This is a genomic window from Kiritimatiellia bacterium (genome assembly GCA_025054615.1).
Taxonomy (GTDB): Bacteria; Verrucomicrobiota; Kiritimatiellia; order CAIVKH01; family CAIVKH01; genus JANWZO01.
In genome coordinates this window covers 77,760-101,960 of record JANWZO010000006.1, presented here as the reverse complement: position 1 = coordinate 101,960, position 24,201 = coordinate 77,760, and the positions used below count along the sequence as shown (strand labels likewise).

19 protein-coding genes and 1 pseudogene are annotated in these 24,201 nt (G+C 59.8%); 8 read left to right on the top strand and 12 right to left on the bottom strand.

Annotation, left to right across the window (positions count from 1 at the left end):
- Positions 1–14 precede the first annotated feature (14 nt).
- From rpoD to NZ740_04405, 5 genes are all read right to left on the bottom strand, one after another.
- Entirely contained in the window at positions 15–1,751 is a 1,737-nt protein-coding gene (gene rpoD, locus NZ740_04425) for an RNA polymerase sigma factor RpoD (protein MCS6771252.1), read from the bottom strand.
- A gap of 106 nt (positions 1,752–1,857) precedes the next feature.
- Positions 1,858–3,645 carry a DNA primase gene (dnaG, locus tag NZ740_04420; protein ID MCS6771251.1) on the bottom strand — a complete coding sequence of 596 codons (1,788 nt, stop codon included), beginning with the start codon at positions 3,643–3,645 and terminating at the stop codon, positions 1,858–1,860.
- 9 nt (positions 3,646–3,654) lie between these two features.
- On the bottom strand, positions 3,655–4,260 hold the full coding sequence (locus NZ740_04415; GenBank protein MCS6771250.1) for a CvpA family protein: 606 nt from the start codon (positions 4,258–4,260) through the stop codon (positions 3,655–3,657).
- Between the two features lie 9 nt (positions 4,261–4,269).
- Entirely contained in the window at positions 4,270–5,052 is a 783-nt protein-coding gene (locus NZ740_04410; GenBank protein ID MCS6771249.1) for a class I SAM-dependent methyltransferase, read from the bottom strand.
- Between the two features lie 91 nt (positions 5,053–5,143).
- Positions 5,144–5,953, bottom strand: coding sequence for a site-2 protease family protein (locus tag NZ740_04405; protein MCS6771248.1), 810 nt, complete (start codon positions 5,951–5,953; stop codon positions 5,144–5,146).
- Positions 5,954–6,043: 90 nt separating this feature from the next.
- Here NZ740_04405 and NZ740_04400 point away from each other — a divergent pair, with 90 nt between their 5' ends.
- The 3 genes and pseudogenes from NZ740_04400 to NZ740_04390 all read left to right on the top strand — a co-directional run bounded on the left by NZ740_04400 (position 6,044) and on the right by NZ740_04390 (position 10,560).
- Positions 6,044–7,015 carry a CsgG/HfaB family protein gene (locus NZ740_04400; protein ID MCS6771247.1) on the top strand — a complete coding sequence of 324 codons (972 nt, stop codon included), beginning with the start codon at positions 6,044–6,046 and terminating at the stop codon, positions 7,013–7,015.
- 630 nt (positions 7,016–7,645) lie between these two features.
- A pseudogene (locus tag NZ740_04395) lies at positions 7,646–7,960 on the top strand (hypothetical protein).
- Between the two features lie 485 nt (positions 7,961–8,445).
- The gene (locus tag NZ740_04390; GenBank protein ID MCS6771246.1) at positions 8,446–10,560 is read left to right on the top strand and encodes a BamA/TamA family outer membrane protein; all 2,115 of its coding nucleotides are present in this window, start codon (positions 8,446–8,448) and stop codon (positions 10,558–10,560) included.
- Positions 10,561–10,747: 187 nt separating this feature from the next.
- Here the strand turns inward: NZ740_04390 and NZ740_04385 are convergent, their stop codons facing one another.
- The 7 genes from NZ740_04385 to NZ740_04355 form a co-directional block, all read right to left on the bottom strand.
- Positions 10,748–11,458: a sulfite exporter TauE/SafE family protein gene (locus tag NZ740_04385; protein ID MCS6771245.1), complete on the bottom strand. Its 711-nt coding sequence runs from the start codon at positions 11,456–11,458 to the stop codon at positions 10,748–10,750.
- Between the two features lie 11 nt (positions 11,459–11,469).
- A complete protein-coding gene (locus NZ740_04380) occupies positions 11,470–11,907 on the bottom strand; it encodes a FixH family protein (GenBank protein MCS6771244.1) in 438 nt (145 codons plus the stop codon).
- Positions 11,904–13,331 (bottom strand): cytochrome c oxidase accessory protein CcoG, encoded by a 1,428-nt coding sequence (gene ccoG / locus NZ740_04375; protein MCS6771243.1) that lies wholly within the window; start codon positions 13,329–13,331, stop codon positions 11,904–11,906. Before ccoG ends, NZ740_04380 begins: the two co-directional genes overlap by 4 nt.
- 139 nt (positions 13,332–13,470) lie before the next feature.
- Complete coding sequence (locus NZ740_04370) at positions 13,471–14,070, bottom strand: c-type cytochrome (protein MCS6771242.1); 600 nt, start codon at positions 14,068–14,070, stop codon at positions 13,471–13,473.
- Positions 14,071–14,220: 150 nt separating this feature from the next.
- Positions 14,221–16,377 (bottom strand): cytochrome-c oxidase, cbb3-type subunit I, encoded by a 2,157-nt coding sequence (gene ccoN, locus NZ740_04365; GenBank protein ID MCS6771241.1) that lies wholly within the window; start codon positions 16,375–16,377, stop codon positions 14,221–14,223.
- Positions 16,374–16,550: a cbb3-type cytochrome oxidase assembly protein CcoS gene (ccoS, locus tag NZ740_04360; GenBank protein ID MCS6771240.1), complete on the bottom strand. Its 177-nt coding sequence runs from the start codon at positions 16,548–16,550 to the stop codon at positions 16,374–16,376. The genes ccoN and ccoS overlap by 4 nt, the downstream gene beginning before the upstream one ends.
- Positions 16,547–19,003, bottom strand: a complete 2,457-nt coding sequence (locus tag NZ740_04355) for a heavy metal translocating P-type ATPase metal-binding domain-containing protein (GenBank protein ID MCS6771239.1) — start codon at positions 19,001–19,003, stop codon at positions 16,547–16,549. Before NZ740_04355 ends, ccoS begins: the two co-directional genes overlap by 4 nt.
- 98 nt (positions 19,004–19,101) lie before the next feature.
- On the opposite strand from NZ740_04355, the gene NZ740_04350 reads away from it, so the two are divergent.
- The 5 genes from NZ740_04350 (at position 19,102) to NZ740_04330 (ending at position 24,141) form a co-directional block, all read left to right on the top strand.
- On the top strand, positions 19,102–19,578 hold the full coding sequence (locus tag NZ740_04350; GenBank protein ID MCS6771238.1) for an Rrf2 family transcriptional regulator: 477 nt from the start codon (positions 19,102–19,104) through the stop codon (positions 19,576–19,578).
- A 28-nt stretch (positions 19,579–19,606) separates the two neighbouring features.
- Complete coding sequence (locus tag NZ740_04345) at positions 19,607–20,608, top strand: radical SAM protein (protein MCS6771237.1); 1,002 nt, start codon at positions 19,607–19,609, stop codon at positions 20,606–20,608.
- Positions 20,609–21,579: 971 nt separating this feature from the next.
- Positions 21,580–22,860: an FAD-binding oxidoreductase gene (locus tag NZ740_04340; protein MCS6771236.1), complete on the top strand. Its 1,281-nt coding sequence runs from the start codon at positions 21,580–21,582 to the stop codon at positions 22,858–22,860.
- Entirely contained in the window at positions 22,857–23,594 is a 738-nt protein-coding gene (locus tag NZ740_04335) for an SDR family NAD(P)-dependent oxidoreductase (GenBank protein ID MCS6771235.1), read from the top strand. The genes NZ740_04340 and NZ740_04335 overlap by 4 nt, the downstream gene beginning before the upstream one ends.
- 37 nt (positions 23,595–23,631) lie before the next feature.
- Positions 23,632–24,141 (top strand): hypothetical protein, encoded by a 510-nt coding sequence (locus NZ740_04330; GenBank protein MCS6771234.1) that lies wholly within the window; start codon positions 23,632–23,634, stop codon positions 24,139–24,141.
- Positions 24,142–24,201 lie beyond the last annotated feature (60 nt).

Here is a 24,201-nt window from a genome sequence, read left to right as displayed (position 1 = left end):
CGGGCCGAAGCCTGCTATTCTCCACCCTCCAGGAAACCCTCGAGCTTGCGGAGCCGGGTGGGGTGCCGCAATTTGCGCAGCGCCTTGGCCTCGATCTGGCGGATTCGCTCGCGGGTGACCTGGAACTTGCGTCCGACTTCCTCGAGCGTGCGCGAGTAGCCGTCGTTGAGACCGAAACGCAAGGTCAGCACCTCCTGCTCGCGTTCGGTCAATGTTTTCAACACATCCTGGAGCCGTTCCTTGAGCAGGCTGAACGCGGTCATTTCCGACGGATTTTCCGCCGTCTTGTCCTCGATGAAATCGCCGAATGAGGTGTCGTCGCTGTCGCCAACGGGGCTCTGCAACGAAATAGGCTGCTGGGCCATCTTGAGGACAGATCGAACGCGCTCCACCGGCAGGTTCATTTCCTCGGCCACTTCTTCCGGCGTGGGTTCGCGGCCGAGCTCCTGGACAAGGGCCTTTTGGACGCGCATCAGCTTGTTAATCGTCTCGATCATGTGCACCGGAATGCGGATCGTCCGAGCCTGATCCGCGATCGAGCGGGTGATCGCCTGGCGGATCCACCATGTCGCGTAGGTCGAGAACTTGTAACCTCGGCGATATTCGAATTTCTCGACCGCTTTCATCAGCCCCATGTTTCCCTCCTGGATCAGGTCCAGGAAAGAGAGCCCGCGGTTGGTGTACTTTTTGGCAATGGAGATGACGAGCCGAAGGTTCGCCTCGACCATTTCCGTCTTCGCGCGAAGCCCCTTCCGAAGCCAGGTCTTGAGTTCCTTGTAATGGGCCTGGAACTCGTCGGCGGTCATGCGCTCCTCGAATTCAAACTGCTGAATCTTCTTGCGGATTTCCTTGATGACCTCCGGCGCGTTCTTCGCCTTGGACGAACTGTACTTTTTGAGCTCGTCGAGGAGGTTCTTCAAAATCTGGTACCGCTCGTCGGCGACAGTAACGAAGTCCTCGATGGCCTTCTGCTTGAAATGGAGCTGATCGAGCAACGAAGCCAATTTGTCGCGCGCCTGTTCAAAGGCTCGGCGCTTTCGGTCGCGCTCCTGCTTGGAAGGGCCGGCGCTTTGCCACTCGAGGAATTTTTTTCCGACGAGCTCGTGTTGCCGCTCCGTCTCCCTCCGGAGGCGGACAAGGGCTTTCATGTAGCGGTCTCGGCTTTCGACATGTTTGTCGCTGACGATCCGGTCGAACCGCTCGCGGCCGTCCTCGAGGCGCTGCACGACGGCATAGTAGGCGTCCTTGGCGAATCCAAAGAGGCCGAACAGCTTTCGCGCGTTGATCTCCGCCTCTTCAATGCGCATCGAAATTTCCACTTCTTGTTCGCGGGTCAACAGGGGCACCTGGCCCATCTGCCGGAGGTACATGCGAACGGGGTCGTCCAATGAATCCAGCCGCTGAGCGGCCCGCGCCTTCTCCTCCTGTTCCGCACGGAGTTTGACCGCCTCGTCGTCAGACTCAACAACTTCGATGTTCATGCCCCGGAGGAGGATGAGAATCGCGTCGAATTCCTCGGGGCTGACAACGGTCTCAGGGATAATCTCGTTAATATCGTCGTAGGTGATGAATCCTTGGTCCTGCGCCAGCTTGACCAACTGCTTGATCTTTGCCTGGCGTTCCTCGCGGTTGACTTGAATTTTTACATCGGGCACATCCGCGGGGGCGGACGCTTGCGCAGGAACTTGTTCGCCGTGAGCCGACTCTGTTTTGTTTGCTGTTTTGGACTTGGACGATGAGGATTTGGCCATTCCAGATTCCACGCTATGATAGAATTCACCTATTATACCTAAAAGGAGCAGCATAGTAGGGAGAACCGCGAATTCGTCAAGGGCTTGCGCGGAGTTTTTGAGCGGGTCACAACAAGTCCAAAATCTGGGAGGCCCGTTCCCAGCCGCCGCGCAGCGCGTGCAGTTGGTATTTGAAGCTGGCAATTTCCTCAGTGAGCTGTTCGCGCTCCGCCGCGCCCGCTCGCTCGCGCGCCCGCTGGGCGGCCAGTAGGGCTCGCTCCAGTGCTTTTCGCCGGATAGCTACAATAAGGTCCTGTGCGGCACGCTCAACGGCTTGTTCGTCGCTGTCCGGGCGTTTGGCGTCGGTGAGAATTTCGCTCGCCACGTCCACACAGTCGCGTCCCGCTGCGCGTGCCGCGGCGAGGAGATCGCCATGTTCCAACAACACCGGCAGCAGCGTGCGGGTCCGTTCGTCAGCGAGGTGCTCGGCCGAGACATAGCGCCGGATGAGGTCGGCCGTGTCCGGGCGGTGCGCCAGAAGCCATAATAGTTCCCACTCCTCCGGCGGCAGCGGAGTTGCGGTCTGCGGCGGCTCGGCCGATTTGGAATCATCCGTCCGCGTGCCGGATTCCAGCCGATCCAACTCTTCCATGAGTCGATGCTCGGGAATATTCAACCGCTCGGAAAGCCGGCGAACGAGCCGGGTTCGCATAATCGGACCGGCCGCCCTCCGGATCACGCGGAGCGAATTGCGAGCGGCTATTCCGATCCCGCGGTCGGTTGCAAGGTCCGTCTCTCGGGCGGCCACATCGACCAGGTAGTCCACCAGTCCCCGCGCCCGGTCCAACGACTCCTGCAGGGCGGCCCCGCCGCGCTTGACGATAAGGCTGTCCGGGTCTTCGCCGGGTGGAAGCGAGACAAATTCCACGTCCAGTTCGGCCTCCAGAAAGAGCTCCGCGGCGCGCAGCGCCGAGGCCTGCCCCGCGGCGTCGGCGTCCATCAGCAGGATGACGCGGTCCGTGTAGCGCTTGAGGAGGGAGGCGTGCTCCTGCGTCACGGCTGTGCCCAGAGCAGCCACCGCGTGCTGGAAGCCGGCGCTGTGGCAGCGGATCACGTCGATTTGCCCCTCGCAGAGCAGGCACGCGCCCCGCTCGATGATCGCCTTCCGGGCCCGGTCCAGCGCATACAGTGTGCGGTTTTTTCGGAACAGGGGCGTTTCGGGACTGTTGAGATATTTTGGCACCTTGTCATCCTCGGACAGCGTGCGCCCGCTGAAAGCAATCACCCGGCCGCCAGGGTCGCGGATTGGAAACATCAGCCGATTCCGAAACCGGTCGTAACGCCTGCCAGACTCGGTTCGGGCGAGTAGGCCGGACGCCTCCAGCGCGTCGAGCGGAAAACCATGCTTTTTGGCGAGCCGTTCCATGGTGTCGTAAGCGTCCGGCGCATAGCCGAGCCCGAAGCTGTCAACCATCTCCGGATCGAGCTGCCGCCGGCGCAAATATTCGCGGGCGGCGTCTGCCGTAGGACTCCTGAGCAGGATTTCGCGGAAAAACGCTGCCGCCGCGTCGTGGATCCGGAACAGCAAATCTTTATGACCGGCGGCAGCAGGTTCTTCGCCTCCGAATTCGACCGGGACACCCGCGCGCGCCGCGAGCAGCCGGACGGCCTCGGAAAACGAAACGTTGTCATGGAGCATGATGAATTTGAAGGCGTCGCCGCCTGCGCCGCATCCGAAACAATGGAAAATCTGGCGCGCGGGATTGACAATGAATGACGGCGTCTTTTCCTTGTGAAACGGGCAGAGCGCCTTGTAATTCGCGCCGGCTCTCTTTAGAGAGACATAGGAGCCGATCAGTTCCACGATGTCGATTCGTTGACGGATTTCCTCAACCGTCTTGCGCGAGATCGCCATGTCCGCGATTCAGTTTTTCGTCGGCCCTAGGGGCGCCGCATCCCAGGAAGTCCCGTCGTTTTCGAGCCAGTCAATGGGCGGGTCGTCGGGCAAGGTCTCGCGGCGCGGAAGGTTCAACTCCGGCACCTTCTCGGCCATTCGATCGAGCCATGGCGCCGTATATGCGTACAAAGCGCGTCCGATCTTTGATTCGACGGCCACATGGCGGTGAAGCGGCTCATGCGGCAACACGCTCAGAAGGGTCAGCACCAGTGCCGCCACCAGGGCGGAGCGAATCAGCCCACAGAGCGCGCCCCCAATTTTTTCAGCGCTGCCCTTGAACGCGAACTGAAAGACAGCCGCGGTTGCGAGCCTCAGGAGCGTCAACGAAAAATACGCGGCCAGAAGCACTGCTCCGGCCGCCGTCAAAAGGGCGGCCGAGCCTGTCCATCCAGTTTGAGTAGAGACCCAGTCGGCTGCGGGCCGCGAAAAACGCCAAACCGCGGCAACACAGCCGGCTGCGATCAACATCCGTGTAAGCTCGCCCGAGAGCCCTCGGCGGATGCCCCCTGTAAGACCGAAGATCATAAACGCGAGGACAAACCAGTCCGCCAAATTCAAGCCCATCCAGCTCATGATGACAACCTAGGCGCCGGTGAACCCGGCTTCAAGCCCGAACCCGTCCCCACGGCGGTCAGTTCGCCGGTAGGCGGCGATCACCGGCGTTCCGAATCGCGCGGAAACGCCCAGTCGCTCCGGAGCCCATTCCAAGGCTTTTGACACGCCGAGCCGGCCGATTGCCCGATGAAGGCCCATCGGCCAGAAAAACTGCCCCGTCCGCCGCTCCGGTTCGAATCCGAACTGCCGGAACGCCTCCGCGACCTCCCCATGCCGGAAATTTCGCCACCGCCGGGTGTTTTGCTCGATTTTTTTCTTCGCTTCGAACAGGAACGGCGCCAGCAAATTGAAGCCGCCGGCCACCGGATAGTCGACGATGACCACTCGCCGCGCCACCCGCGCGCATTCCCGGATCAGCATCCGCCAGCGTTCGCAATGCGCCAGGAGTCGGACCGTCACGACCGCGTCAAACGACCGATCGGCGAACGGAAGCGCGATGACGCTGCCCACGACAAAACGGCATCGGTTCGATTGAACGAGGTCCGCGATTCGGGCCGCGCATATCGACTCGCTTCCTAGAACCGTGACGTCGTATCCTGCGTCCGCGAGCGGCCGGGCGAGCTGTCCGTGGCCGCCACCCACATCGAGCACGCTCCGCGCACCGGCCCTCTGCAACGCCTCCAGCACCAGGCGCTCCTGCCGCTCCAGCATCCACCGGCCCACGTCACCGGCAAACCGCGCGGCATAGGACGCGGATGCGGTTTCCACATCCGCCAGCTCTGGGCCGCTCGAGAAAGTCTGCGATGCCATGGCAAAAGTATCTGGAAAGTTCCATCGTATGTAAAAAAATTCCGCGGCGATTCCATAGGATGGAAATTTCGCGCCGTATCTAAACCAAGGCTCAGCGCTTGTAGGGAGGCGGTCCGACCTCGACATCGACAATCTCGGGCCCCCGGCGGTTCGCTGGCGTCTGGAATACGCTCAAGGGATCAATAAACCCTGCAAACGGTGGATAGGGAGGCCGCTCCTGCATTTGAACCATGCGATACTCCGCCGAGGCCGCCTGCCAGACAACAAAAGCAATCACCACCAGCAACAGATTCGTTGAGAAAAGACCGACGATCGCAAACAGCACGGCAAAGATCCTGCCCAGGCGCACCGCTCGCCGCGTGGCCTCTAGCCGGCCGACTCGATTGGCCAGCCAGGCGCGATAAACACGTCCGCCATCCATCGGGAAACTCGGCAACATATTGAACACTGCCAGGGCAAGGTTGATCGATCCCAGGAAATGGATGGTGTTCGCAAGATGCGACGCGCCCGCGGCAAGAAACCACGGGGAGGCGGCCCAAGCAAGCACGGCAAGAGCGATGCTCACGACCGGTCCGGCGATTGCAATCACCAGTTCATCCGTCGGTCGGCGGGGCGACCGGGTGAGGAAAGCGACTCCGCCAATCGGCGTCAGCACGATGTCGCGAACCGGATAACCGCGCCCGCGCGCAACCAAGGAATGCCCTAGCTCATGCAGGGCAACACTCGCGAGGAGCCCCAGGGCCGCGAGCCAACCCCAGCCGGCCGACCGGACCCCCAGTGTCTCCGCCATGTTGAAGGCGATGAAGGGCAGAAAAATCAGCAGCGTCCAATGCAGCTTGATTGGAATCCCATAAGGACGCGCAATGGTCAGTCCGCCGAACATGACTTCACCATCGCGCAAACGCGCCCTGGCTTCAACTCGATACGAAAAGATGCCGATGGAGGCTTGATCGATGATTGCGAACTTGGTATTTGAATTTCAGGAGGTGTTATGAAAGCCGTCAATTATTTTCTCTTAGGCGCCATTTTTTCTCTGATTTCAGGTAATACCGCCTGCGCCATCTGGGGGACTGGGACCAAGACCGAGTCGGGCAACGCGCAGATGAATCTGGGGGAGTACAAGGGCCTCAAACATGCCATCGGAGTAAAAGGTTTTCGAAACGAGTCCGGCTGGCATGGGCAATGGAATCTTGGCGATAACCTTACGGTCATGCTGGAATCGGCGCTGTTCGATTCCGGACGTTTCGTGGTCGTTCAGCGCGAACAACTAAAAGACATCATTGAGGAGCAAGACCTCGCCGCGAGCGGGCGGATGGCCAAGGCTCAGAAAGTGGCGCAAACCGGGAAAATTCGACCGGCCAAATATATTGCTTCGGGTGCGATCGTCGAAGCGAGGGAAAACACGTCCGGCGGCGATGCGGGCATCAACATCGGCGGTTTTCGGGTCGGGGGTGCGAAAAGTTCAGCCACGCTCACGGTCATCATCACGCTGACCGATACCACGACCGGTGAGATTGTGGCCAAAGAGAGGGTGACCGGCAAGGCTGGCAGCATGGGGTTGCGAGTGGGCTACGCTGGAAGATTTGGCGGTGAACTGGGTGGATTTGCAAAAACACCCATGGGGGAGGCGGCCCAGGATGTTATCAATCAGGCCGTCGCGTTTTTGGCGGGGAAGATGAAGGAGATGCCCTTTGAAGGCAACGTGGTGCAGGTGGCGAAAAACGGCCAGATCATTATCAACCGCGGCAGCGAATTCGGCGTCGAAGTAGGGCAGGAGCTTGTGATGGTGGAGCAAGGCGAAGAGCTGATCGATCCGGCAACCGGTGAAATCCTCGGCGTCGAGGAAGGTGGGGAAATCGGCAGATTAAAAATCGTGCGCGTGTCCGAAAAGGTAAGTTACGCCGAGGTGATCGGCGACGGCGAGAAAAACCCTGCGCCCGGCACCATCGTGCGCGCGAAGTAACGAGCCCCGTACGGCTCTGTGTCTAATGTCAGTTAGCCATTAATTTTCAATGCGCTGCGCCTTGGAGTCAGCCAGAAGGTTCAAGCGCGAAAAATCGAAGAGCAGAATACTAGCGTGGCGTCCACTTGTTGAATGCAAACCTGCGAACCACTCGCCGAATTTCTTTTGAACGTTCGAGCGACGACGTCTCTAAAGATCTAATCTTTTGTAGAGGTTTTGAGGGGCTCGCAAGATCATGGAGGATGGTCTCTACAATCGATGATCGAATCCGTGTAGGCGTCCCATTCATTCCAGTCGAATTGTGGAGCGATCAAATACCGAGTAAGAGTCAAAGCTGGCCATACAAAAAAACGCTGTCGAATAAGATCGCATCTGCAGCGATTTCTCAGCTGTTTTCCGGTTTCTAGGCGATGGGACAACACGACCCGGGCGGGGTTGGAAATACTCTTTAGGTAAGCCTAATGTTGCCATCGGTTAGAAAATTGTTGGCGGTGGGAAATGATAATCTCGCGCGCGGCGAGGGGATCTCATCGTTTGGCGGTAGTAACTCAGATGTTGGCGATTTCAGTACAGCGGTTGGGTTCGGCAATGAAGCTTTAGGACTCTGCAGAATTGCTGTCGAATGGGTTTAGCTCGCTTAGTGCGATCGGCGCCGGCGCTGTGGCCGCGTCCTCAGTTGCCGTCGGGAATAACGCGCTGGCGGTTGGACAGCGGACGACGGCGTTGGGAGATAACGCGCTGGCGTTCGGCAATAACAGCGTGGCTGTGGGCGAAGACAGCGCGGCGCTTGCAGACAACAGCGTGGCGCTCGGCGCCAATAGCGTGGCGACCGAGCCGAACACGGTCAGCGTGGGTGCCCCTGGAATGGAGCGGCGAGTGACGAATGTGGACGACGGACGGAATGGTACCGATGCCGTGAATGTGCGGCAGTTGAGACGGACGGAGTCGCGCCTGAATGCGCGGATCGACCGCGTGAATCGGCGAGTCAGCGACCTGGAGAAGAAGGTGGAAAAGAACACGGCCGACATTGCCGAGCTGGGCCGAAGGCTGGAAAAGACGCAGGCGCGCGCCTATGCCGGAGTGGCTTCCGCGGCTGCGATTGTGAGTCCGATTCAGTCGTTGAAGACGGGAGACACGACGGTGACGGCTGGCGTCGCGTTGTATGAGGGCGAAAGCGCAGTCGGTGTAAATGTGGCGCACGCGCTGGATGCGAAGACCTTCGCGGAGGATGGTTTGTACGTCAGTGCGGGGATTGCCGTAAATTCGGAGAACAGCGTTTTGGCGCGACTAGCGGCCGAAGTGAAATTCTAGAGAGATTGCGGATGCGGGAGCGCCAGCGGATTCGCTCCGCTGGCGCTCTTCGCATTTTGAGTGGAGTTGGGCGCGGAGAGGGAAGTCCCTCCACTTCGAAGTTCCGAGCGAGAGGGTTGATGATGTGTGGGAAGGTGATGGCTGCATTATTCGCCGCGGTGATTCTGATGGGGTTTTGCGCGTCATCGCGTGGCGATGAAGCCGCATCCGGAGTGCCGCCGGCATATCGCATCAGGGACGTCTCGGTCAGCGGGGTGTGGCCGCTTCGGAAAAAATCAGCGAGGCAACTGGTAGAGCCCTTGCAGGGCAAGGCGTTCGAGCCCTCCGAAGTTCAGGCCGTTGCCGACCGGCTTCGGATCAAACTGGAAGAAAACTTTTATCCGGACGCGAGAGTCCGATGGAAGGCCCTGTCGAGTCCGGAGCCAGGCTGGATTGATATTGTTTTCGACACGGAACCTGGTCAACGCGGACGAATTCTGGAAATGGTTTTCTTGGGTGCGCGGGCGGTTGACGGTTCCACGCTCCGGCGGGCGGTGAAGTTGAGGGATTATGGAGGGGTATTCGATTTCAGCCGTTCGAGCATTTTGCGGCGCGGCGAATTGGGTGAGGACCAGAAACGGCTGGTTGCGCTTTATCAGGAGAGAGGTCACTGGGATGCGGTCGTGAGAGAGCCGCGCGTCGACTATCTCCCCGGCAAACGGGGCTACCGTATTGTCTGGCAGATCGAAGAGGGACCCGTTTACGCGGCGGGGCATGCCTCGATCAGCGGGGTGCCGTTGCGCGATCGAAGGGAAATTCTAGAACGTGCGAAATGGAGATCGGGTGAGGTTCTAAGCCGCAGTTTGATCGAGCGTCTGCACGCGACCGCACAGTTGTACTGTTACGATCAGGGATATCCCTTTGCGGAAGTCCGCCGATCGATCACATTTGATTCTCGGACGCGGACCGGAAATGTGGATTTGGAAATCGACATGGCGTCGCCCGCTCGACTTCGAGGCTTCGAGATCTCTGGTACGCGGCGGGTTTATCGCTCGGCGGTTCGCCGGGCGTTTCCGATCAATGAGGGGGATCGATTCAGTCGCAGGGGCATTGTCCGGGGGACACGCAACCTGGAAGAGAGCGGAATTTTTGAGTCCATGTTGGTGGAGTGGCGCAAAACGGAGTCCCCGTCGCTGTTCGATGTGTTTGTGCAGGTAGAGGAGAAACCGTCGGGCAGCGCGTCTGTGGGCATTCAGTACAACACGGATATGGGCGCGTCGCTGTTCGCGGAGTTGAGGGAACGCAATTTTGCGTTTGGACCGCCATGGAGGGGGCAACGGATTTATGCCAACGTGGGCGGCGCCGTGGGATCGGGGTGGTTCCGCGCGGAATCTACTCTGACCTACCCTCAAGTTTTGATGAATACCTGGGATGCCGAGGGGGGTGTCTTTTATGAAAAAAACGACAAATATACCGATAGTTTCGGTATCGATACCTTGAATGCGTCCTCGGCGATGGCCTATCCCCTTGTTGATCGCGGCCGTCTGTCGGCGGGGCCTGAAATTTTGATGTATGAATCCTACGCGACGTCCACCAATGCGGCTGAACTTCTTCAGAACATTCCGATGGATGCAACGTTGTTGCCGATCCGAATGGAGGCAAACCTTTATTCGGATCTTCTATTGGATCGCTATGCCTCGCCATTCTACTACGACTCGTTAACCACCCTGAAGATCGCTTCGGACGCCGTGGCCTCCGATCTTTCGTGGATCTATTTCGATACACGCTTGACTCTAGTGATTCCGTTGCCGAAAGGGATCGATCTGGAGTCCCGTCTGGGGTGGGCCACGTCCGATGGGGGTGTGGAGACCGAGAAGCTGCCGCTGCCCATTCGACTGTATCTTGGAGGGACCGACACGCTGAGGGCCTTTGCGTATCGAAGTGTGGGCGCTATTTATGAAAACGATGTCAATCTCGGTGCGGGCAGCATGATGTGGTCGGCAATGGAAGGGCGTTGGAGGCTGCGGGAGTGGCTCGCCCTGGCCTTGTTCTATGAATGGGGTGACGTCTCCATAAATTCTTGGGAGCTTGGTGGAGAGGGACCGGTTTCAGGATGGGGATTTGGTTTTCTCCTCGGACCCAAGACGACGCCGATCCGCGTTGACGTTGGGTTCCCTGTGGAGACGTTGCCGGATGATTCTGTAAACGAACGTGGTAAAGCGAGATTCTCCGTTTCCGGTCTGATTTATTTCTAATCGAGTGGCCGGAGCTCGTCGCCGCTTATCGCATCGAGGACCCGGAAGGCGCTCTGAACTCAGACCTTAGCGGTCTGACCGTCTAAGAGGAGAACGTTTTATTCCCCGTGATCTGTCGCCTCTCCGCGATTGGGCACGCCGCATCTGGCGTTCTTCGGAGCGGGATCTCTACTCGGGTTCGTCAGACCTACCTTACCAGATGGCCGCTGCAACATGAGGGTGAGCTATGGTTCGGAGCTTGCCCAGGGCTGAGCAGCGGAATTCCCAAATTGGATCCCCGGAGCACGAACCAAACGCCGAGAAGGGCTATGGTCGCAGGGAGCACAGCGCGAAAGCGCCCTCTGAGCCGGGCATGCAGCGAGGGTCCGGCCAGGCCGAGAGCAAAGATCAGGGGAGCCGTCCCAAGTCCAAACAAAAACATGAAGAGGGCGCCATGCCAGGAGGTACCGGTTGCGACCGCCCCCGCCAGAGCGATGTATACAAGCCCGCAGGGAAGAAGGCCATTGATCATGCCGATGACAAACAAATTGCCCAAAGATCCGCTCCGCAGGCGACTCACCATGATCTGTTGCAGAGGGGTCATCGCTCGGGTGATCCAGACGGAAAGCCCACGTGGGACAGCAGGCAGGAGGGCGCCTGATGCATAGAGCAGGAGAAGCACCCCGCACAGGATGGAAACAGCCCGCTGCAGTCCTGCCAGGTTCAATGAATGGCCGATTCCACCGAAAACGGCCCCTAGGGCCGCATAGGTCATGGCTCGTCCGACATTGTACAGCAGCCGCCCGAAGACAAGTTTACGCCGGCTCAACCCGTCCGCCCGTGGAAGCGCCAGCGCGAGCGGACCGCACATACCCGCGCAGTGAAGGCTGCCGGCCACTCCCAGAACAAGCGCGCTCATCCAGTATGCGTTCATTGCGCGAAATCCATCTCACTCCGGTATCGAAGGCCTTCCGCCTCCCATTCGAGAATCGCTCGCCAGCGGCCCGGCTCCAGACGTGGTGGATCCCAGCGGCCTTGACCCAGTTCGTCAACCTCGAGCCGGTTGGTGATGTCAAGCCTCGCATCAGAGGGACGATAGAGCGTCAACACCGGGTTGCTTGCGCCTGGTTGGATCCGAACCTCGAAGCTGCCGTCTTGCAAGCGGACCAGTGTGGGGTAACCGAGTTCCTGAGCTCGGGCTAGGCTGTCGATGGTCTCCTGATGGGTCAGGTCGCGCTCGTAGTAGTTTTCCGCCACTAAATCCTGCCGGTGGCCCAGGGACCAGACGACGAAGATAATCATGGACACAAAAAACGCGGCGAGGAACAGTCCGATGCCCCACGGCCATGGATTGCGCGGCGCGTTCATGGCGTCGCAGGGCCAACGAGGTTGGTTTTTCGCACGCGGACGCGCTCGCCGTTTTCATACACGCCGATTTCGATCGGTAGATTCCCGTCGATGAACCGCCCGCGCGGCGCGGAGATGACCGCGGCGGACTGCGCGAGACCCTCGCGCGGCGCAACGAGCGCACCACCGGCCAACGTCAATCTCGCGTCGGGCGGCGACTCGATGCGCAAATCGACTGGTATTTCGCGCGGCGTCTTGTTGACGACCTTGACCAAAAATAGGTTCCCGATCTCGCCGCCGGGCATTTCCTGAAACATCGAGCCGGGCGCGCGCAGGATTTGGGTCTCGACATTGTCGCGCGTGATTAGAATTCCCGCGAGCACACCCGTCAGCGCGAGCAAGAGAATCGTGTAGAGCGCCATTCGCGCATTCGGACGGAACGGGCGGCCCTCGGCAATATTTCGCTGCGAGGCGTAACGGATCAGCCCGCGAGGGAAGCGGAGCCGATCCATTACGCTGTCGCACGCATCGATACACGCGGTGCAGTGCACGCACTCCATCTGCAATCCGTTGCGGATGTCGATGCCGGTGGGGCAAACATCCACGCAAAGCCCGCAATCGATGCAGTCGCCAATGCCGGCCTCGCGGCGCTGCTCGCGCGTTTGTCCTTTGCTGAAGCGTCCCCGCGCCTCTCCGCGGCGGTGATCGTAGGCGACGATTAGCGAGTCGTTGTCGAGCAATACCGATTGCAAACGTCCGTAAGGGCAGATGAACGTGCAGGCCTGTTCACGAAAACGCGCGAAAATTCCGTAAAAGAGCAGCGTGAACAGGATCAGGGCGATCAGCGCGCCGGGCTGCTGGAAGGGAGTGCCCGAAATGAAGGCCCACCAATCATCCAGACCGACGAAGTAGGTGGACAGCCAATTGGCGGCGACCCACGAGACGAGAAGGAAAATCCCGTGCTTCAACGTTTTCTTCGCAATTTTTTGGGGTGTCCATGGCGAGGCGTCAAACGCGCGCTGTCGCGGCCCGTCCCCTTCGATGGCGTGTTCGATTTTGCGGAAGACCATTTCCATGAAAATCGTCTGCGGGCAGGCCCATCCACACCAGATCCGTCCGAAGACGGCGGTGAACAGCACAATCATTACAAAGATCGTCAATAGCAGTAGCGCGAAAATGTAGAGGTCCTGCGGCCAGAAAATCTGGCCAAACAGCGCAAATTTTCGCTCCGGGATGTCAAACAACAGCAGAGGGACGCCATCGATGCGGATGAAAGGGCCCGCCGCAAATATGCCGAGCAGCAGCCACGAAACCCAGGTGCGCCAGCGGTAAAAGCGCCCGGCGGGCTTGCGCGGGTAGATCCAAATGCGGCGGCCCAAGCGGTCCGCGGTCGGGATTTGGTTGCGGAAATCTCCGTAGTCGACGGCCGGAATCGCGCTGCTCATCGGACTTTGGATGCGGGTGGAAGAACGATGGTTCCCGCGTCGGAGCGAAAATTTCCATGGTCTGTAAAAAATTTTTTTGTGGCTTCCATCGTATGGAATTTACAGATTCTGTAAAAATTTGCTCCGGCGGACGGCTGCCTTATCCCTCCGCCTTCACACCTTCCGGCGCTTTCGGGTTCGCGGGCGCGGTGCCGCGTAGGCTGAAAATGTAGCTGGCCACGGCGTGGATGTCGGCCGGGCGCAACGTGTTTTTCCACGGAATCATGCCCTTGGCGGGGACGCCTTCCCGGATGATGTGTACCGAATCGGCGAAGGTCGGGCCGTGGATGAAGTAATCATCGCAGAGGTTGGGGCCGATGAGGCCGCCGCCGTCGGGCGCATGGCAGACGGCGCAATTGGCGACATAAATGCCCTTGCCCTTGGCGAGGATTTGCGGGTCGGCGGATGGCTCGTCGAGTGAGGCGGCGACAGCGGCGAGCGCGGGGGCTGGCGCGGCCTGCTGTTTCCGGGCGCGCGCCACCTCTTTTTCATACTGCGCGGCCTGTGAATCGCCGATTTTGAAGACGTCGAAGTAGAGCACGTAGATGACTGAAAATATGATCGTCAGGTTGAACAGCCAAACCCACCAGCGCGGTAGTTGATTATCGAGCTCGTTGATGCCGTCCACCTCGTGGCCGGCCATCGGCTTCTCTTCATAATCACGTTTCATGGCGGCGATCTCCTTCAGACGGCGAGCCATCTTCGAGAGGCAAGCGGCTGGCGTGCTCGACCTGTCGTCGGCTCATTGAGAACACCCAGCAAAGCAATCCCGCGAAGATGAGGACAAAAATGACGAGTGAAATGGCCGGAAACGCGCCAATTCCCGGGATGTGCTCCAACACATTTCGGATCATAGCGAGGCTCCGGCGAGATGTTTTTTCTCCGCTTCACGCTCGGCCTGGATGTCGGTGCCGAGGCGCTGCAGGTAGGCGATGAGCGCGATGATTTCGCGGTCCGGTTCGACCGGCACCATGTTTCGTTTGAGGTCTTCGGAGATCTCCTGGGCCTGCTTTTTCAGGTCAGCCATCGCCTGGTATTCGTAGCCGGGCGGGTAGGGGACGCCGAGCTTCCGCATGAGTTTAATCTTTGCTGCGGTAGAGCGGGTATCGAGCTTGTTCTTCAGCAGCCATGGATAGGGCGGCATCACGGAACCGGGCGAGGTGGAGCGTGGGTCTTCCATATGCCGGGCGTGCCACGCGTTCGGATATTTCTTGCCGATCCGGTGCAGGTCCGGTCCGGTTCGTTTCGAGCCCCACAGGAACGGATGGTCGTAGACGTATTCTCCGGATTTGGAATATTCGCCATAGCGCTCGGTTTCAGAGCGGAACGGGCGGACGAGCTGCGAGTGGCAGTTGACGCAGCCTTCGCGAATGTAGATGTCGCGGCCATGCAGCTCGAGCGGGGTATAGGGGCGAACGGAAGAAATGGTCGGAATATTTGAGCGGATGACGAACGTCGGGACAGCCTCGACGATGCCGCCGATCAGAATCGCGATGAGCGCAAGCACGGTGAACCAGAACGGTTTCCGCTCCAACCATCGGTGCCGGTACGGATGCGCGTCGTCTTCTTTGAGAACGGGCGCCATTTCGGCGGGCACCTGAACCTCGACGTCCGGCGCAAATTGGCCTTGTTTCGCAGTGCGGTAGAGATTGTAGGCCATCAAGATGGCGCCAAATAGATAAAGCGACCCGCCGATTGCGCGCAGGATGTACATCGGGATGAGTTGTAGCAGGGTTTCGAGGAAATTCGGGTACTGCAGAAAGCCGTCCGGCGTGAACTGCTTCCACATGAGCCCCTGCGTGACACCTGTCCAGTAGATTGGGATCAGGTAAAACATCATGCCGATCAGCCCGATCCAGAAGTGCCATGTGGCGAGTTTGTTGGACCAGAGCGATGTGTTGTAAAGCCGGGGAATCAGCCAGTAGAGCATGCCGAAGGTGAGGAACCCGTTCCACCCGAGCGCGCCGTTATGTGCGTGGGCGATCGTCCAATCCGTAAAATGCGAGAGGGCGTTGACGCTTTTGACGGACAGGATTGGGCCCTCGATCGTCGCCATACCGTAGGCGGTGACGGCCACGACGAGGAACTTGAGCACCGGATCCTGGCGCACCTTGTCCCACGCGCCGCGGAGCGTCAATAGCCCATTCAGCGTGCCGCCCCACGACGGCGCGACGAGCATGACGGAAAAGACCATGCCGAGCGATTGCGCCCAGTCGGGCGTCGCGGAATAGAGCAGATGATGCGGGCCGGCCCAGATGTAGATGAAAATCAGCGCCCAGAAGTGGATGATCGAGAGCCGGTAGGAAAAGACCGGGCGGCCGGACGCCTTCGGGATGAAATAGTACATGAGGCCCAAATAGGGCGTAGTCAGGAAAAAGGCCACCGCGTTATGGCCGTACCACCATTGGATGAGCGCGTCCTGTACGCCGGCGTAGATCGAATAGCTCTTGAGCCAGGAGAGGGGCAGCTCGAACGAATTAAAAATGTGCAGTACGGCCACCGTGACGACGGTGGAGATATAAAACCAGATCGCGACGTACATGTGCCTTTCGCGCCGCTTTGCGAGCGTGCCGAACAAGTTGATTGCGAAGACGACCCACACCAGTGTAATCGCGATATCGATCGGCCACTCAAGCTCGGCATATTCCTTTCCGGTCGTGTACCCCAGCGGCAGCGTGATCGCCGCGGCGACGATAATCAGTTGCCACCCCCAGAAGTGGATCCATCCCAGTGTATCGCTGAACATGCGCGTCTTGCATAGACGCTGCAGCGAATAATAGACGCCGGTGAAAATGCCGTTGCCGACAAAGGCAAAAATCACTGCATTGGTGTGCAGGGGACGAAGCCGCCCGAAGGTCGTCCACGGCAAGCCGAGGTTGGCCTCCGGAATAAAAATCTGAAGCGCAATAATGACCCCCGCGAGCATGCCGACGATGCCCCAGAACACCGTCGCAAAGGCGAAGGCCCGCACGAGGCGGTTGTCATAGCGGATGGTTTCCATATTCATGGCTGCTCTCTCCTCGTGGATTGCGATGGGATCGAGTCTTCTTCACCGAGCACACGCATCGGCGGCGTGCCGGTGTCGTCGAACTGGCCGGCTCGAACCGACCACAAAAAGGCCAGCAGAAAAACGATCGCGACGCCCAGACTCGCCATCATCAGCACAAACAGCACGCTCATCTTCGTTCCTCCCGAACCGCACCCCAACCCGATCTCGCCGCCACCCAACGGGTGCCCAACAGCGCGATCGAAATGACAGAGAAAGAGCTCATCGGCATCAAGATGGCGGAAATCATCGGCGTCAGCCGGCCGGATGCAGCGAACGACAGGCCCGCGATGTTGTAGGCAATCGAAATTACGAAACTCGCGTACACGACACCGACGGCCCGACGCGCAAACGTGAACAAATCAGGAAGTCGCCCGATATTTACGGCCTCCAGAATCACATCGCTTGCCGGCGAAAACGTAGAGGCGCGTTCCGTGACGGCGATGCCGACATCCGCCTGCTTAAGCGCGCCGGCGTCGTTCAATCCGTCGCCAACCATAACGACGCGCGCGCCGCGCGCCTGCTGTTCGCGAATGGCTTCCAACTTGTCGGTCGGCGTTTGGTGGAAACGCAGCTCGGCCGCATCGCCAAGCCACTCGGCGAATTTCAGCCGTTCCGTATCCCGATCGCCGCTGAGCAGCATTAGACGGAATCTGCGCGCGAGCGAACGAGCGAGTGCCGGAATATCGGTCCGCGGCGCGGCTTCGATCGCAAAATATCCGCGGTACACGCCGTTGACGGCGAGGCCCGCCGCGCCAGTCGGGATCAGATCGGAGGGCGGGATGTCATTTTCCACCAGCCAGTCGGCGGACCCGATCACGATGTTGAGGCCGAGCGCGCAGCCGCGAATGCCGCGGCCTTCGACTTCCGAGAAGTCATCCACCGACGAGAGCTCCATCAGATCCGCCGCAATCGCGCGGCTGATTGGATGTGTGGAGTAGGCGGCCACCGAGCGGGCGGCGAGCTGTTCCTTGGGAGAGAGCGATGCGCCGATGAAGCGCGCGAGGGGCCGCGCGTGAGTCAGCGTTCCGGTTTTATCGAGCACTACCGTGTTCGCCCTCGCCAAATTTTCGATCGTGTCCGTGTTTTTCACAAACACTCGATGGCGCGCCAACAGGCGCAGCGCGGCGCCCAGCGCAAAAGGCGCGGACAAGGCCAGCGCGCAAGGACAGGCGACGACGAGAATCGAGGCGAAGACCCGCGGCGCACTCGCGCGGTCATGGACCCACCACCACAAGCCGGCGGCGGCAGCGAACAACAGCACCGCGACTGTGAAGATGCGCCCGGCGCGGTTGGTCATGTTGTGCAGCGAAGTATCCCGAGTCTTTCGGAACGCCTCGTGATCCCATAGGGAGGCGAGATAGCTTCTTGAAGTTTCCTTGACCGTCTCCAACTCGATCGCGCCGCCAACCTGGCGCGCGCCGGCGTAGACCAAGTCTCCCGGCGCGCGCGCGACCGGCTCTGATTCACCGGTCACGAATGAATAGTCGAGCCGGGCGATTCCCTGAACGAGGCGGGCGTCCGCCGGCACGATCTCGCCGTTGCGCACCCGGATGCGATCCCCGACGCGCAAGTCGGTCAGCGGGATCGGGCGCGCGGCGCCGTTTTCGACGCGTAGGACGGAGAGCGGGAAATACGATTTATAATCGCGGTCGAACGAGAGCCAGTCGTAGCTTCGCTGTTGGAACCATCGGCCGCACAGCAGAAAGAACACGAGCCCCGCGAAGGAATCAAAGTAGCCCTCGGTGGCGCCGGTGGCGACATCGTAAGCGCTTTGCAAAAAGAGCGCGGCCAATCCGAGCGCGAGCGGGAAATCGATCGTCAACATGCGATGGCGCAGACCGCGCCATGCGCCGCGCCAGAACTCAGAGGCGCTAAACAGCAGCACCGGCAGCGCAAGGCCAAAACTCAACCAGCCGAAAAAGGGCCGGAAAGATTCTCCCTCTTTGAGGCCCAGATACGAGGGAAAACTCAGCAGCATGATGTTTCCAAACGCAAAGCCCGCCACGCCAATCCGGAGCCAGAGATTGCGCTGCAGCGTGGCGCCGCGGGCCTCTCGTTCCCTCAGCGCGCCGAGATTGATGTCCGGCTCATACCCCAGCGACGCCAGCAGGTGCGCCATGCGGCTGAAGGGCAGTCGGGTGTGATCGAAGGACAACGTCAGCTCTTTGCGCGGGAAATTCACTCGCGAGGCGCCGATGGCCGGCTCGAGTCGAAACAGGTTCTCGAGCAGCCACACGCAGGCGAGGCAATGAATAGCTGGAATGCGAAGCGTCACGCGCGTGACGCGTTCGTCGGCGTAATCAGCGAGCTGTTCGCGGAGCGTTCCTGCATCGAGAAAGGCGAACCGATCCGGCGGCGGCGTCTCACCGATCCTGATCCCCGGTTGATGCTCGAGCGCGTAGAATCGGCCGAGCCCGCTGGATTGCAGGATCTGGTAGACGGAGCGACATCCGGCGCAGCAGAACAGCAGGTCATCGCAGCGATAGCGGTCGTCGGAGCAGGGCGATCCGCAGTGTGCGCAGCACGCGCCGAGCGCCGTCGAGACGACGGATGGTGGGGACGTTTGTGGCGAGTGCGCCGCCATGACACCGCGACACTAGGCATCTCTGAGCTCGCGTTGCAAGCAAAAAATGTATAAATATGATCTTGAATATCCAAATTTTGCCATTTAGGCTAAATCGCATGCTGATGACCAAAACCACCGAGCTGGGCCTGCAAAGCGTGTTGTATATGGCGCAACAGCCCGAAGGGCATCGGGTTAACCCGCAGGAGGTTGCCGAGCGGCTCGAGGAATCGCCCAGTTATCTGGCCAAAGTATTTCGGCAACTTGCGCTGGCGGGCATCATTCGCGCCCACCGCGGCGCATCCGGCGGTTTTGAACTGGCCCGTGCGCCGAGCGACATCACGTTGCTGGACGTCGTCGAAGCCTGCCAGGGCGCTGTGCGCGGCAACTACTGCGCGGAGGTTCCTCCTGAGCGCGTGCCCCTAATGTGCGGCTGGCACCAGGCGATGTGGGAATTGAAAGAATCGTGCCGAGCGGTTTTGTCCCGATGGACGATCGCCCGAATTCTGGAGCGGCCTGTTGCGAAGGTGCCCTCGCCGGCGTGCCGGTACCGTCGGCTGCGAATCAAATTTGAACCTGTCCCCCGTGAAATTTGACGTCGATTTTGACCGGGCCCCGCTGTTGGTGATTTGGGAAGTCACCCGGGCCTGCGAACTGGCCTGCCGCCACTGTCGGGCTTCGGCCGAAAATCGGCGCGATCCCCGCGAGCTGACCTTGGATGAAGGGCGAGCGTTGCTTGACCAGGTCCGGGACATGGGTACGCCGTTGGTCGTATTTACCGGCGGCGACCCGTTGCAGCGAGATGACCTCGAAGAACTGATCCGCCATGCCAAACAGATCGGCCTCAGACCGGCCGCGATACCGGCGGCGACGCCACGCCTGACCCGCGAACGCATGTTCTCGCTGCGCAGGGCGGGTTTAGATCAGGTTGCGATCAGCATCGATGCGTCCACGGCCGAGCGGCACGACGCATTTCGCAAGGTCGAGGGCACGTTCGCAAAAGCAATGCAGGGGGTTATGTGGGCACATGAGGCCGGCATTCCGTTGCAGATCAATACCGTGTTTGGCGCGTGGAACTTCGATGAATTTGATGCGCTGGCCGAGCTGATGCGCAGGCTCGAGATTGTTTTTTGGGAGGTCTTTTTCCTTGTGCCCACCGGTCGCGGCGCGGAACTGGAGGGTTGCACGGCCGATCAAATGCGCGAATTGTTCCGCAAACTCTACGACCTTTCGTTGACAGCGCCATTCATCGTAAAGGTCACCGAGGCTCAACATTTTCGCTGTTATGCGGTAAGGCGCAGTCGCGATTTGCCGCCCGGTGTTCGCCCGCGATTGATGATGTCCGGCCAGCCGGTCAATGCGGGGTGCGGATTCTGTTTCGTGGACCACATCGGCAATATTTGTCCCAGCGGCTTCTTGCCGCTGGAACGCGGAAATGTCCGCCAGCAAAAATTGGCGGAGGTCTATCGCTACGACCCCGTATTCCGCGAACTGCGCGATTTCGCGCGGATCAAAGGTCGATGCGCAGAGTGCTCGGAATTGGCGATCTGCGGTGGCGGCTCGCGCGCTCGCGCCTACGCCCTTACAGGCGACTATCTCGCAGCGGATCCAACTTGTACCTTTTGAGCGCGCGAGCATGGAGGCGGCTGCCGCGAGCCCCGACGCCCATCCGGCCAGAAATACCGGCCACAGAAAGCGTTGGGGGATATACGATTGGAAAGCTGCCGCCGCAAGCGCCGCATGCCTCGAGCGATCCGGTTCACCGGAAATAGCTGTCGCGATGACGCGAAAAGGCTCTTCCATGAATGCGTACAAAACCAGACAAGCACTGACCGCCATCAGGAGGATTTCGCGGAGCCGCAGGGGAAGGCCGATGTCGGCCAGCCGCCACGCTCCCGCGCCGACTGCACTCATGGCGATGCAGTATAGAAGCGGCGCCGCAACGGGTCCGACCCAGGGAATCGGTATGAGAAAGAGGATGTCCCAGGTGAACAGCGACTCTGGCCAGTCTAGGGCCCATTTGAGCAACACGTAGTAGACCACATCCCACATCGCAAACGTCCACAAGAAGACGGCGAATTGACGGAGGAAGCCGCGGGCCGCCAGGGCAGCAACACCGGCCAGCATGACCAGGGTACACGCCTCGCGCAGAATCTCGATAGCGTAGATCCGTTCCGGCATGGCGCGCAGGGGAAATGAGAAACCGTCCGGGTAATACAGCTCGCGCAGATAGACCACCACGATCCCTTCCAAAGCCCCCATCGCCACCGAGAAGGCCACTAAGGCGAGCCACCACCGCGCTCTTTCCGATCCGGGTACACATCCCATGACATCCATTGTACACACCGGATGCGAGCGGATCCACCGCGGGAGCGAACGATACCATGCACGAATGAACCCTGACGCGCCGCCGGATAGTTAGGAGGTGCCTTGCGGCCGCTTTACATTCGCATGTTGCCGCTTCAATTCGTTGAATCAAAACACCGCTTGAGTCGGGATGGAGGGGCGCCAATAGTTTCAGCGTGTCTGAACGTTTGCCGCCAGCGATAGAGTTGGGCCGACCCGCTTTTCTATGCGGCTGGGGACGAGTGGGTAGGATGGGCCGCTGGCTCGAGTCGGCCGATTTGGAAAAAGTTTCGCCCCACGCGCGCCTCATGCGAGGGCTGGGCCGCAGTTACGGGGATTCGGCGGTGCCGGCCTCAGAACAGGACTTGGTTGTTGGCACGGCTCCGGCAGACCGCATTTTGTCGTTCGACCGACGGACCGGCCGACTCCGCGCCGAAGCCGGTTTGAGTCTGAAGGCCCTGAATGACTTGTTCCTCCGGGAGGGTTGGTTCGTTCCGGTGTCGCCGGGAACGCAGTATGTGACGTTGGGGGGGATGGTGGCGTCGGATGTGCATGGCAAAAATCACCATGTGGCGGGCACGTTCGGATCGCACGTTTTATCGTTGCGAATGCGGCTGCCAGACGGGCGCGTGATCGAATGCGGGCCTGATCGGGAATCCGAAATTTTCTGGGCGACCGTGGGGGGCATGGGCCTGACGGGCCATATTCTGGAAGTCGAATTCCCCCTGGTTCGTGTTCCTACCGCATGGATCTGGTGTGAATCCCGCCGCATTCCCTCCCTCGATGGATTTCTCGAGGGATTGCGAGATGCGGCTCGCCGATGGCCGTTTACCGTGGGATGGGTGGATTGTCTGGCCCGGGGTCGCTCCATGGGTCGGGGAATTTTGATTTGCGGGAGATGGGCCGAGCCTGACGAAGCGCGGGGTCGCCGTCTCCGGCAGCGGGGGAAGATCACGTTTCCCGTCGACCTGCCATCATCCCTGCTGTCGCCAGCGGCAGTGCGGGCGATGAACGAATTCATCTATCAAACTCATGTGCCCCTCGAGAGGTCTCGGCTCACAGACCCGATCAAATTTTTTTATCCGCTCGACTCGATCCTCGAGTGGAACCGCGCCTATGGTCCGGAAGGATTCACCCAGTATCAATGCGTTCTTCCGGTGGACGATGGCGGGAAGGGAGTGCGCACCTTTTTTGAAACGATGACCGGACTAGGGGGCAGTTCGTTTTTAAGCGTGATCAAGGATTGCGGAGCTGAAGGGAAGGGTGTGTTGTCATTTCCGAAGCCGGGGATTTCGATCGCACTCGATATTCCGATTCGGCGCGGAACCGGCGAGCTGGTTCGCACGCTGAATCGAAAGGTGATTGAACTGGGCGGTCGAATTTATTTGACGAAAGATCTATTTACGACGGCCGAGGAATTTCGGGATATGGAGCCCCGGCTCGAGCGTTGGCTGGCTGTTCGCCGCGCTCTGGACCCGGAGGGGCGCCTGCGGAGCGCTCAGTCCGTCCGCCTGTTTGGAGATCGACCATGAATGCGATGATTTTGGGAGCGACGCAGGGTATGGGTCAGGCGCTCGCCCGACTAATGGCCGCGCGCGGGCATTCGCTATTTCTTTTGGGCAGAAATCGAGAATCCCTCGAACGCTGCGCAAGTGACCTGGAGGCGCGATATGGCCGCGCTCCGGTGGGTTTCGAAATTTGCGACCTCCGGGAACCGGCAACCTTTGGACTGGCTCTCGATCAGGCGTGGTCGGTTCTGGGTCGCGTCGATGCCGTGGTCGTTACAGCGGGAATTTTCGATACGCAGGACCGGTTGGAGCAGAATCGCGAGAAACTATCCGAAATGCTTTCGGTCAATTTCACCAACACCATCCTGTTCTGCGAAGAGGCGAGGAGTCGGCTCAAAAAACAGGGGGGCGGGACCCTTTGCGTGTTCAGCTCCGTCGCAGGGGATCGGGGACGAAAGCCAGTCATCCTCTATGGGGCAACGAAGGCCGGTCTATCCTATTATTTGGAGGCACTGGATCATGCGGAGAGGCGGAATGGTTTGGTCGTGGTTTGTATCAAACCGGGCTTTGTAAAAACGGCGATGACCGCCGGTCTCAAGCCGCCGCCCTTCGCGGGAGAGCCGGAATCGGTGGCTCGGGATGTGTTGCGGGCGATTGAACGGGGGCAGCCCGTGGTCTACACACCGCGGCCGTGGGGCCTCGTGATGTGGGTGATCCGTCGTTTGCCCCGCTTTTTGATGCGCCGAATCAATTTTTAGTTGTTAGCTGCGAACATGTTCTGAGAATATTCGATCCGTGAATACAACGCCGGAACATCTTCATTTGGCGCTGAACCACCTGCCGTTCCTAGGGGCCCTGTTTGCCATATTCCCGCTGATCATCGGGTTGCTGACGAGGTCCCGACCCACGATCGTGTCAGGCCTTGCGATCGCGGCCTTTGCGGGGTGGACCACCCCTTTCGTCATGGCCACCGGCGAGGCGGCCTATGAGCGATATGAAAGAGGTGCGGTGGCCGGATGGCTGGACCCTGGGGCAGGCGAATTCCTCGAAATCCACGAGCAGCGCGCCCATCGCTGGTCCAAAATCCTCTATGCATCGGCTGGAATTTCGACGCTAGGACTCATCCTTGCGCTGCGTCGGGAAAAGTGGGTGGTGCTGGCAGCGGTCGTATCGCTCCTGTTTTGCGCTGCGTCAACTATGGCCGGAGTTTGGATTGCCGAGTCCGGAGGGAAGATCCGCCGACCGGATTTTAGGGCGGAACCGCTCATTAATGCAGAGCCGCAGGTTGAATTCGAAGAAGAGTAAGTCTCTTCAAATAGTATACTTCCGAAATTGTCGCTCGGATCCGATGATTGCGAGATCATT